General features: G+C 68.9%; 9 protein-coding genes. 4 read left to right on the top strand and 5 right to left on the bottom strand.

Annotated features, from left to right (window positions below):
• Nucleotides 1-135: 135 nt before the first annotated feature.
• The 5 genes from tuf to R6V09_RS08505 all read right to left on the bottom strand — a co-directional run bounded on the left by tuf (nucleotide 136) and on the right by R6V09_RS08505 (nucleotide 5345).
• Complete coding sequence (gene tuf / locus R6V09_RS08525; protein WP_317880746.1) at nucleotides 136-1329, bottom strand: elongation factor Tu; 1194 nt, start codon at nucleotides 1327-1329, stop codon at nucleotides 136-138.
• 143 nt (nucleotides 1330-1472) lie between these two features.
• Nucleotides 1473-3602, bottom strand: coding sequence for an elongation factor G (fusA, locus tag R6V09_RS08520; RefSeq protein WP_317880745.1), 2130 nt, complete (start codon nucleotides 3600-3602; stop codon nucleotides 1473-1475).
• A 39-nt stretch (nucleotides 3603-3641) separates the two neighbouring features.
• A complete protein-coding gene (rpsG, locus tag R6V09_RS08515; protein ID WP_005481264.1) occupies nucleotides 3642-4112 on the bottom strand; it encodes a 30S ribosomal protein S7 in 471 nt (156 codons plus the stop codon).
• Nucleotides 4113-4115: 3 nt separating this feature from the next.
• Nucleotides 4116-4487 (bottom strand): 30S ribosomal protein S12, encoded by a 372-nt coding sequence (gene rpsL / locus R6V09_RS08510; RefSeq protein ID WP_003948652.1) that lies wholly within the window; start codon nucleotides 4485-4487, stop codon nucleotides 4116-4118.
• Between the two features lie 309 nt (nucleotides 4488-4796).
• Nucleotides 4797-5345, bottom strand: coding sequence for a DUF1707 and DUF4190 domain-containing protein (locus R6V09_RS08505; RefSeq protein ID WP_317880744.1), 549 nt, complete (start codon nucleotides 5343-5345; stop codon nucleotides 4797-4799).
• A 229-nt stretch (nucleotides 5346-5574) separates the two neighbouring features.
• Between R6V09_RS08505 and R6V09_RS08500 the strand changes: the two genes are divergently transcribed.
• The 4 genes from R6V09_RS08500 to R6V09_RS08485 form a co-directional block, all read left to right on the top strand.
• A complete protein-coding gene (locus tag R6V09_RS08500) occupies nucleotides 5575-6330 on the top strand; it encodes a Crp/Fnr family transcriptional regulator (RefSeq protein WP_317880743.1) in 756 nt (251 codons plus the stop codon).
• A gap of 143 nt (nucleotides 6331-6473) precedes the next feature.
• On the top strand, nucleotides 6474-7406 hold the full coding sequence (locus R6V09_RS08495; protein ID WP_317880742.1) for a hypothetical protein: 933 nt from the start codon (nucleotides 6474-6476) through the stop codon (nucleotides 7404-7406).
• Nucleotides 7403-9697: a hypothetical protein gene (locus tag R6V09_RS08490; RefSeq protein WP_317880741.1), complete on the top strand. Its 2295-nt coding sequence runs from the start codon at nucleotides 7403-7405 to the stop codon at nucleotides 9695-9697. Before R6V09_RS08495 ends, R6V09_RS08490 begins: the two co-directional genes overlap by 4 nt.
• A gap of 54 nt (nucleotides 9698-9751) precedes the next feature.
• Nucleotides 9752-11178, top strand: a 1427-nt coding sequence (locus R6V09_RS08485; protein WP_317880740.1) for a hypothetical protein, incomplete at its 3' end; no start/stop codon positions are given.

Here is an 11178-nt window from a genome sequence, read left to right as displayed (position 1 = left end):
GGACGAGTGGAGGGAGGGGACAACGGGTCGTACGCGCCGAATACTTTCGTAACAGCGGCCCCACGACAGCAAAGGGGCCCGTACGACCGAAGTCGTACGGGCCCCTCTGGAAACTGCTACCAGATCAGATCAGAACTACTTGTTGATCTTGATGACCTGGCCGGCGCCCACCGTGCGGCCACCCTCACGGATGGCGAACTTCAGGCCCTCTTCCATGGCGACGGGCTGGATGAGCGTAACGGTCATCTCAGTGTTGTCGCCCGGCATGACCATCTCGGTGCCCTCGGGGAGGGTCACGACGCCGGTCACGTCCGTGGTGCGGAAGTAGAACTGGGGACGGTAGTTGTTGAAGAACGGCGTGTGACGGCCACCCTCGTCCTTGGACAGGATGTACGCCTGGGCCTCGAACTCCGTGTGCGGGGTGACCGAGCCGGGCTTGATGATGACCTGGCCGCGCTCGACGTCCTCGCGCTTGATGCCACGGAGGAGGAGACCGACGTTCTCACCGGCCTGGCCCTCGTCGAGCAGCTTGCGGAACATCTCGATGCCGGTGACCGTGGTGGTGGTCTTCTCCTGCTTGATGCCGATGATGTCAACGGTCTCGTTGACCTTCAGGACACCACGCTCGATACGGCCGGTGACGACCGTACCGCGACCGGTGATCGTGAAGACGTCCTCGACGGGCATGAGGAACGGCTTGTCGACGTCACGCTCGGGGGTCGGGATCGACTCGTCGACGGCGGCCATCAGGTCGAGGACCGTCTGGCCCCACTCCTTGTCGCCCTCAAGAGCCTTGAGCGCCGAGACCTTGACGACCGGCAGGTCGTCGCCCGGGAACTCGTACTCGGAGAGGAGCTCACGGACCTCAAGCTCTACGAGCTCCAGGATCTCCTCGTCGTCCACCATGTCGGCCTTGTTCAGGGCGACGACGATGTACGGAACGCCGACCTGGCGGGCCAGGAGCACGTGCTCCTTGGTCTGCGGCATCGGGCCGTCGGTGGCCGCGACCACGAGGATGGCGCCGTCCATCTGCGCCGCACCCGTGATCATGTTCTTGATGTAGTCCGCGTGACCGGGGCAGTCGACGTGGGCGTAGTGACGCGTCTCGGTCTGGTACTCGACGTGCGCGATCGAGATCGTGATACCGCGCTGGCGCTCCTCAGGAGCCTTGTCGATCTGGTCGAAGGCCGAGGCCTCGTTCAGGTCCGGGTACGCGTCGTGCAGCACCTTGGTAATGGCGGCCGTGAGGGTCGTCTTACCGTGGTCGATGTGACCGATGGTGCCGATGTTGACGTGCGGCTTAGTCCGCTCGAACTTTGCCTTCGCCACTGGGGTCCTCCTGCGGAGTGGTTCTGGTACGCCTTACTCATCGGCGCCAGGTGATCTTTGCTGGGATGCCGCCCGCCGGGGTCTGCCCTCCCGGGTGAGCCCCGGCGGTCGGTGTCAAGCCTAAAGCGTGCAAACGGTGTGTGTTACTCGCCCTTGGCCTTCGCGATGATCTCCTCGGCGACGTTCCGGGGAACCTCGGCGTAGGAGTCGAACTGCATCGAGTAGCTTGCGCGACCCGAGGTCTTGCTGCGGAGGTCGCCGACGTAGCCGAACATCTCCGAGAGGGGCACGAGGCCCTTCACGACGCGGGCACCGGCACGCTCCTCCATGGCCTGGATCTGACCACGGCGGGAGTTGATGTCGCCGATGACCTCACCCATGTAGTCCTCGGGCGTGGTGACCTCGACGGCCATCATCGGCTCAAGGAGCACGGGAGACGCCTTGCGGGCGGCCTCCTTGAACGCCTGCGAACCGGCGATCTTGAACGCGAGCTCGGAGGAGTCGACCTCGTGGTAGGCACCGTCGAGAAGCGTGACGCGGACGCCCGTCATCTCGTACCCGGCGAGGATGCCGAACTGCATGGCCTCCTGCGCACCGGCGTCCACCGACGGGATGTACTCCCGCGGGATACGGCCACCGGTGACCTTGTTCACGAACTCGTACGCCGGGCCGTCGGACTCGGTGATCGGCTCGATCGCGATCTGCACCTTGGCGAACTGACCGGTACCACCGGTCTGCTTCTTGTGGGTGTAGTCCACGCGCTCGACGGCCTTACGGATCGTCTCACGGTACGCGACCTGCGGCTTGCCGACGTTGGCCTCGACCTTGAACTCGCGCTTCATACGGTCGACCAGCACCTCAAGGTGCAGCTCGCCCATACCGCCGAGGATGGTCTGGCCCGTCTCCTCGTCCGAGTGAACGTGGAAGGAGGGGTCCTCCTCCGCGAGACGCTGGATGGCAATACCCAGCTTCTCCTGGTCACCCTTGGACTTGGGCTCGATGGCGACCTGAATGACCGGCGCCGGGAAGTCCATGGACTCCAGGATCACCGGGTTCTTGTCGTCGCACAGCGTCTCACCGGTGGTGGTCTGCTTCAGGCCCATCACGGCGACGATGTCGCCGGCGCCCACCGCCTCGATCTCCTCACGCTTGTTCGCGTGCATGCGGTAGATCTTGCCGATGCGCTCCTTCTTGCCCTTGACGGAGTTCAGCACCGCGGTGCCAGTCTCCAGGCGGCCCGAGTAGACCCGGACGAAGGTGAGCTTGCCCAGGTGCGGGTCGCTCATGATCTTGAACGCGAGCGCGGACAGCGGCTCGTCCACGGACGGCTTGCGCTTGACGACGACCTCGGGGTCCTTGACGTCGTGGCCTTCGATGGCCTCGACGTCCAGGGGGGTCGGCAGGTAGCGCACGACCGCGTCGAGCAGGGGCTGGACGCCCTTGTTCTTGAACGCGGTGCCACAGAACACCGGGGTGACCGTGATGCCGTTGGACTTGCCGGACGCGATGGTGACGCGACGGATCGCGGCGTACAGCTGCTCCTCGGTGGGCTCCTGGCCCTCCAGGAACAGCTCCATGATCTCGTCGTCGTTCTCCGCGACGGCCTCGACGAGCTTGCCGCGGTACTCCTCGGCGGCCTCGGCGTGCGTGGCCGGGATGTCGACGACGTCGTACATCTCGCCCTTGGCGGCCTCGGCGGACCACACGAGCGCCTTCATGCGGACCAGGTCCACAACGCCCTTGAAGTCCATCTCGGCACCGATCGGAAGCTGCATGATCAGCGGGACCGCACCGAGGCGGTCCTGGATCATGTCGACGCAGCGGTGGAACTCCGCGCCGGTCCGGTCGAGCTTGTTCACGAAGCAGATGCGCGGCACGCCGTAACGGTCGGCCTGACGCCACACCGTCTCGGACTGCGGCTCGACACCGGCGACGCCGTCGAACACGGTGACGGCGCCGTCGAGGACGCGGAGCGAACGCTCCACCTCGACGGTGAAGTCGACGTGCCCGGGGGTGTCGATGATGTTGATCGTGTAGTCGTCGTCCTCAAGCGGCCAGTGACAGGTGGTGGCAGCAGAGGTGATCGTGATGCCACGCTCCTGCTCCTGCTCCATCCAGTCCATGGTGGCAGCGCCGTCGTGGACTTCACCGATCTTGTAGCTGACGCCGGTGTAGAAGAGGATCCGCTCAGTGGTGGTCGTCTTACCCGCGTCGATGTGAGCCATGATCCCGATGTTGCGGACCCTGGCCAGGTCAAGTGAAGTGGTAGCCATAAGGCTTCGGTCTTCTCTCGGTCTCGTCGTGGGTAGCGACTACCAGCGGTAGTGCGCGAAGGCCTTGTTGGACTCGGCCATCTTGTGGGTGTCCTCGCGCTTCTTGACGGCCGCACCGAGGCCGTTCGAAGCGTCCAGAAGCTCGTTGAGCAGACGCTCGGTCATGGTCTTCTCGCGACGGGCGCGGGAGTAACCGACCAGCCAGCGCAGCGCGAGCGTGTTGGCGCGACCGGGCTTGACCTCGATCGGGACCTGGTACGTCGCACCGCCGACTCGGCGGGACTTGACCTCAAGCGTGGGCTTGATGTTCTCCAGCGCGCGCTTCAGCGTGATGACCGGGTCGTTGCTGGTCTTCTCGCGCAGGCCCTCCATGGCGCCGTACACGATGCGCTCGGCGGTGGAGCGCTTGCCGTTCAGCAGCACCTTGTTGATCAGGGAGGTGACAAGAGGAGAACCGTAGACCGGGTCGATGATGACCGGGCGCTTCGGGGCGGGGCCCTTACGAGGCATTTTCTACTTCTCCTTCTTGGCGCCGTAGCGGCTGCGGGCCTGCTTGCGGTTCTTGACACCCTGGGTGTCGAGCGAACCGCGGATGATCTTGTAGCGAACACCGGGCAGGTCCTTCACACGACCGCCACGCACGAGCACGATGGAGTGCTCCTGCAGGTTGTGTCCCTCACCCGGAATGTAAGCGGTGACTTCGATCCCGCTGGTCAGACGCACACGCGCGACCTTACGCAGGGCCGAGTTCGGCTTCTTCGGGGTGGTCGTGAACACACGCGTGCAGACGCCACGACGCTGGGGCGAACCCTCGAGTGCGGGCGTCTTGTTCTTCTCGACCTTGTCCTGCCGGCCCTTCCGGACCAGCTGCTGGATCGTAGGCACTACTTCTCCGGTTTCTGTGTGCCGATGGTGAAGCTAACCTGGAACGTCGCCGACCCACGCGGTCGGGTGTGTCGGATCGCGCAGACTTTCGCCGGTGAGCAAAAGGGGCGCGGATCGCGGTGGCCGGTGTCGGCTCCCTTAGTGCGGTTCAAGGCACGCACGGGAGCCAGGGCACACCCCAGGCACAAGGTCTGAGCGTACCTACCTCATTCGCTGCGGTCAAAACAAATGGGTGTCACCCACGGCTCGGCACGGGACATGCCGAAGCCGCGCCCCCTCCGCGATCTTCGAATCTACGGTACGGAGGGGTCAGGCGGAGCTCACGCCGGCCACGATCACCAGCAGGAGGAACAGGGTCCAGGCGCTCACCGCGAGCCAGCCGAAGACCAGCCCGGTCAGCGCCAGCCCGTCACCGACCTGGTCGGTCCGCTGTATCTCCGCGCGGGCGGTGTGGCCGAGGATCACCGCGGGGATGCCGGTCAGGCCCAGCGTCGGCACGATCAGGAGACCGCAGACCAGCGCGCCGACCGCCTTGCCGTTGGTCGGCGGCAGCGGAGCCGGCAGGAAGGTCGGCGGCACCGGCCGGAAACCGGGCGGCGGCACCTGGACGACCGTCGTCTGCGGACCCTGGGGCAGATCGGCGACCAGCAGCATCAACTCGCCGATCGTACGGGCGTCGTAGGCCCGCGCGACCCGCTTCTCCAGCTCGTCCTCCCGCAGCCGCCCCTCGGCGAAGCCCGCCCGGAGCACGTCCACGGCCCGCTCGCGGTCGGCGGTCGCCGCCAGCATCGACGCCCCGTTGTGCCCCTGCCACGGCTGCTGCGGTCCTTGCCCCTGCCACGGTGTCGGGTACGACACAGAAACACCCCCCGGCGCCGGAGACCGAATGCCTCCATGATGCTCCAACGCGCCGAAAACGGCACCGGTTCCCCACCCGGTACCTCCCCGGCGGCACCGGCCCCGGTGGCGGGAACCGGCATGTTGACGTACTCGCTTCCGCCAGTGGCCGGTTTCCGCACTTTCACTCTCCGCGACTCCGTGCTTTCAGTACGTTGATCGACCCACTGTCGGAATTCGGGGGATGTAAATGACAACGGGGATACCGGCGTACACGCCGGACGACGGGGGGCTGGACGACCAGGTGCCGTTCCTGGCCCGGCTGGAGGGCGAGGACCGCTCGGCGCTGCTGGGCCTGGGACGCGCGCTGGACTTCACCGCCCGGATGGTCCTGGTCCGCCAGCACGAACCCTCCGCGCACGTGCTCTTCCTCGTGTACGGCTGGACCAAGGTCACCGCCTCGGCCGCCAACGGCTACGAGGCCCTGCTCGCGCTGCGCGGCCCCGGCGACATCGTCGGCGAGTCGGCCGCGCTGACCGGACGCCCGCGGTCGGCGACAGTGACCGCGCTGGAACCGGTGCGGGCGGTGGCGGTGGAGCGCGGCCACTTCAAGGACTTCCTCAACCGCTCGCCCGCCGTCTCCTTCGCCCTCCTCGGTCTCACCACGGACCGCACCCGCGCGGCCGACCGGCGCCGGCTGGAGTTCGCGTCGATGAGCGTGCGGGAACGGTTCGCCGTGCTGCTCCTGGACCTGATCCGCACCCACGGCCGCCGCACTCCGGAGGGCATCGAACTGGCCGTGCCCCTCAGCAAGCAGGAGCTGGCGGGGTCGGTCGGGGCGTCCCGGGAGATGGTGCAGCGCCTGCTGAAGGAGTTACGGGACAAGGGAGCCGTGTCCACCGGCCGCCGCGCGATGCTGATCATGCGCCCGGACATCCTGCGCCGCATAGCCGCCGCGGGCCCGACCGCGGGAATCCCGTCGCCGCCGGGGCCCCTGGAGGACTAGGGCCGGACCGGGACTGTGAACACCTTCACAGTCCAAGTGCGTCATCCTCCCTCACCGCTGAGGTCCCGTCAGCCTCACGCTGCTGCTCTGGACAAGCACGCCCCCGCGCAATCTGCACAAGCACGCCCCCGCGAAAGGCGACCATGAGCGACCCCGTGAGCCGCACGATCCTGTTGCTGGACATCGAGAGGTACAGCGACCGGGACGACGTGGAACAGGCCTATCTGCGCCGCATGCTCTACGACATCACCGACCGCACGCTGGAGAGCGCGGGCATCGACGAGACCCGGCGGCTGCGGGCCGACCGCGGCGACTCGGTGATGGAGCTGATCGACGCGAGCGCTCCCGTCACGGCGCTGCTGCGGGCCCTGCTCACGGAGGTGCCGATCCGGCTGAAGGCGGTCAACCGCATGGCGTCCCGGTCCGCGCAGATCCGGCTGCGCGGTGTCGTCGCCACCGGTTACGTCGCCGTGGACCAGCACGACGGCTGGGTCGGCTCCGACCTCAACCACGCCTGCCGGCTGCTGGACGCGGACGTCCTGCTCGCCGCCCTGCGCGAGCGCGCCGCCGACTTCGCGCTGTGCGTCTCGGACGCCCTGTACGCGGGAGTCGTCCGCCACGACCACCCGGGCATCCCGGCCGACGACTTCCACCAGGTGACGGTGGCGAGCAAGAACGGCCCGCTGGGGGCGTGGCTGCACGGACCGGTGCCCGAAGGGGTGGCCGACGAGAACCACGGTGACGCGGGGAAGGGGGAGGCGCAGGGCGGATCGGGGGACCGCCCTGCGCCCGGGGCCTCCGCACCGCAGGACCCCGCATCACAGGCCCCGGCTGCGGACGCCCCCGCGCCGGACGCCCACGAGGAACGGGTTCCGCCGCAGGGCGGATCACCGGAGAGCCGCCCGGCGCCGGACGGAACACGGGGAGCCCCGGCGCCGGGTGTCGTCTTCAACTTCAACGGCGGTTCGCCGTCCTTCGGCGGCAGCCTGGTCGGCCACGACCAGCACGGCGTCAGCGGCGGCCAGGTCACCGGGGACGTCCACCTCGGCGGCCAGGAGCGGGGAGACGGCGCATGAGCGACCAGGAGGAGCCGGAGAAGCCGAGAGCGGCGTCCGGCGGCACGTCCGACCCGAAGGACCAGAACCCCAGGGACCAGAAGGGCGCGAAGGACCAGAAAGGCGCCAAGGGCGCCAAGGGTTCCGGTGACGCGAAGCAGGGCGACCAGGCCGCCGACGACACCCCACAGGGCGGTGGTGACGACGCGGAGGAACGCGACCAGCCGCAGACCGCCTGGGCGGCCCGGCGGGACCTGATCGACCACAGCCCGCGCAGCATGAACGTCGGCGACCGCTCCCGCTTCGGCGGCGGCCTGGTCGGCCACGACCAGCACGGCGTCAGCGGCGGCCGGGTCACCGGCGACGTCATCATGGGCAGCAAGACGGAGATCCACTACGCGATACCCGGCCTGTCCGCGCCCGCCTCCGCCTCCGGCGAGGTCCCGCGGATCGTCCTGGAACGCCTGGCCGAGACCTTCGTCGCCGACGAGGAGTACATGGCCGGACTGCTCGAACGCCTCCGCGCCGACCGGGTCCTGGTCCTGTCCGGCGCCCGCTTCACCGGCCGCCACACCGCCGCCCTGATGCTGCTGCACCGGCTGGACGCCGACCCCGTCCGCACCCTGATGCGCGACACCAGCCCGGCCTCCCTCGCCGACGGGTCCAGCGCCGAGGACAAGGCCCGCGGCTACCTCGTCAGCGACCTCGCCACCCGCCGCGACCGCCCGCTGTGCGAACCGCATCTGCTCGCCGCGAAGGAGCGGCTCGTCGAGCAGGACGCCTATCTGGTCATCACCGTCGGCCCCACCGCCGTACTGGAGGACGTGCCGAAGGTCGAGTGGCGGCCACCGAGCGCGGCCGAGGTCCTCGGCGCGCATGTGCGGACCCGCACGGACGAGGCGACCGCCGCCAAGCTGCTGGACCTGCCGGACGTGGTGGCGTTCCTCGAACACGACCACCAGTTGCGCGAAGTCGCCGCGTTCGCCGCGCAGTTGGGCCGGTACGCGGCCGGTGAGGTGGCCGCGGACGCGATTGCCCAGTTCTCGCTGATCTCGCTGGAGAGCCAGGTCCAGGAGTGGTTCGAGGAGGACGAGCGCGCGATCCATCTGCGGGACAAGGCGTTCCTGGTCGCGCTCGCCGCCTTCGACGGCGGCCCGTACGCCCTCACCGCCGAACTGAGCGACCTGCTCTACCGGTTCCTCCAGGAGACCGAGAACCCCACCCGCGTCCCCGAGGTCCCCGTCTTCGGCACCCACATCGGCAAGCGCCTCCAACTCGCCCGCGCCACGCGGTACGAGGAGGACGAGCACACCGAGTGGGGCCCGGTCGCCCAGCAGAAGGCCAGGTTCCTGGACGAGCGGGCCTCGCTGGTGCTGCTGCGCGAGCTGTGGACCGGCCATCCCTCGGCCCGCCCGGCGCTCATCAACTGGCTGCGCCGGCTCGCCGACGACGGCCGCCCGCTGGTCCGCACCCGCGCCGCGTCCACCGTCGCGATCCTGGCCCGCACCGACCTGCCCTCCGCGATGGCCCTGGTCATCGAGGTGTGGGCCACCTCCAAGCTGTTCCGGCACCGCCTGGTCGCCGTCAACTCCCTCACCCTCGCCCACCTCATCGACACCCCCAACATCCCGCGCATCCTCGACGACTGGTGCGAGGGCGACGACGAGCGCCGCCGCTGGGTGGGCGTCCGGTCGTACGGCCTGATCGGCTCGGAACGCCCCGAGCAGGCACTCGCCGCGCTGCGCAAGGCGGTACGCCGGCTCTACGACAACGACCAGGACCTGTACGCCGACGACGACCGCAAGGACCTGGACCACGAGATCGGGCGTGAACTCGCCGAAGCCGTAGGGCTGTTGCTGCTCTCCTCGGCCGAGGAACGGGTCCTCTCCGAGCTGCGGCAGCACCTCGACGACGACCGCGCCGTCCGCGACCTCACCCTCGCCGGCTTCGTCAACGCCTGCGGGCGCACCGAGGGCGACGAGCGCTACGGCATGCCGCTGGTCCTCGACTGGTACGCCCGCGCGGTGGCCGCGGGCAGCGCCTCGTCGTACGGCATCCCCCACCTCTGGCGGGCCGCGCTGGCCGATCTGCGCACCACCCGGCCCGCGCTGGACGTGCTGAAGGCGTGGGTGCTGATCGCCGACCGCGCCACGGCCACCGAGTGGGCGCTCGCCGCGCTGCTCCCGGCACTGGTGGCCACGCCCGAGGACCACCAGCGGCTCAGCCACCTGCTGCGCACCATGTCCGGCGAGGACGGAAAACCGCCGCCCCTGGTGGCGGCCCGACTGCTGACCACGCTTCCCATCCGCTGACCCACGTCGGAACGCCCCGCGCACGCCGGGTGGTACGTCCGAGGAGACACGCCCATGCCCACCTTCCGCCAGCCCGAGTGGCAGCAACCGGCCGACCGGCACACCGAGATCATCGACCCCGTCCTCACCGTGCGGCAACTGTCGCGCTTCGAGTTCAACCTCAAGTCCTACGTCCGTATCGACCACGCCCTGGTCTTCGCCACCGGCAAGGGCGGCTACGTCGCGTACCTCCCGCCGCAGCGGCCGACCCGCGGGGACATCGCGGCGAACCGCTACACGGCCGTGTACGAGGTGGACATGGGCGTGCATCCGCACACCTGTGACCTCGCGCTGCCCAGCGACAACGACGCGTTCGAGTTCACGGCCGCGGTCGACCTGTCCTGGCAGGTCCTCGACCCGGTCCGGTTCGTGGCCAGCGGCCACCGGGACGTACCGGGCCTGGTGTTGAGCGAACTCCAGCAGGCCGCCCGCCCGGTGACTCGCCGGTTCGCCATCGCCGACAGCGCGTCGGCCGAGGTGGAGCTGCTGGAGCGGATGAACCTGCTCGGCCCGCTCGGCGCCCCCGCCGGACTCCAGGTCACCTGGACGCTACGGCTGAAGCGCGACGAGGCCAACATCGAGCACGAGCTGCGCAAGCAAGCCATCGAGCACTCCGCCGACGAGCAGATCCGGGCGGCGCAGCGCGGCATGGACATCGACGTCGAGGTCGACCGCCGCTACCGCCAGAGCGACTCGCTCCAACTGGACCGGGCCATGCAGTACGGCACCCACCAGCAGGAACTGCTCCTCCAACAGCAGCGCTGGCAGCACGCGCAGGCGCTGCTCGCGGGCCAACAGCAGCTGGAACTCCAGCGGTTGGAGGAAGAGAAGATCAATTTCTACCAGTTCCACCTCCAACAGGGCGGCGTCCACCAGTGGGCACTCCACCTCGCCCAGCACCCGGAGGACTCCCACATGGTCATGAACAGCATGCGGGAGGACCAACTCCGCATGATCCAGGCCCAGATGGAACTGGTCCAACAACTCCTGAACGGCGACACAGCCGAGAACTGGGAGCTGGAAGGCCCCAAACAACTGGCCCTCCGCACGGTCAACGACATCCTCACCCAACGCCTCCCGGGCGTCCCCCAGGACCCACCCCCGCAGCTCCCTCCGGGGGTCGGCCCCGAATACCCCGGCACAACCCTCCCTGGCGAGCCGATCACTCCGTCGCCTACGGGCATGCCTCCGGGATACCGCCCGGCCGATGAACAGGGCCTGAGCGGGCAGCCGACGGCGGGAATGGGGCCGTATGTGCCTGGGCAGGGCGGCGGAGTGCCGGGGGTGTATTCGGCGGGGCAGAGCGGGGTGCCGGGGGCGTATGCGGGCGGGCAGGGTTCGGCGCCAGGGGCGTATGCGGCAGGACAGGGCGCGGCGCCGGGGGCGTATGCGCCGGGGCAGGGCCCGATGCCGGGGGCTTACACGGCAGGGCAGACCTCGAT

The organism is Streptomyces sp. W16 (genome assembly GCF_033194735.1).
In the GTDB taxonomy this organism is placed as follows: Bacteria; Actinomycetota; Actinomycetes; order Streptomycetales; family Streptomycetaceae; genus Streptomyces.
Note: the sequence above shows the minus strand (reverse complement) of the source record. Positions and strands in the feature narration are given on the sequence as shown.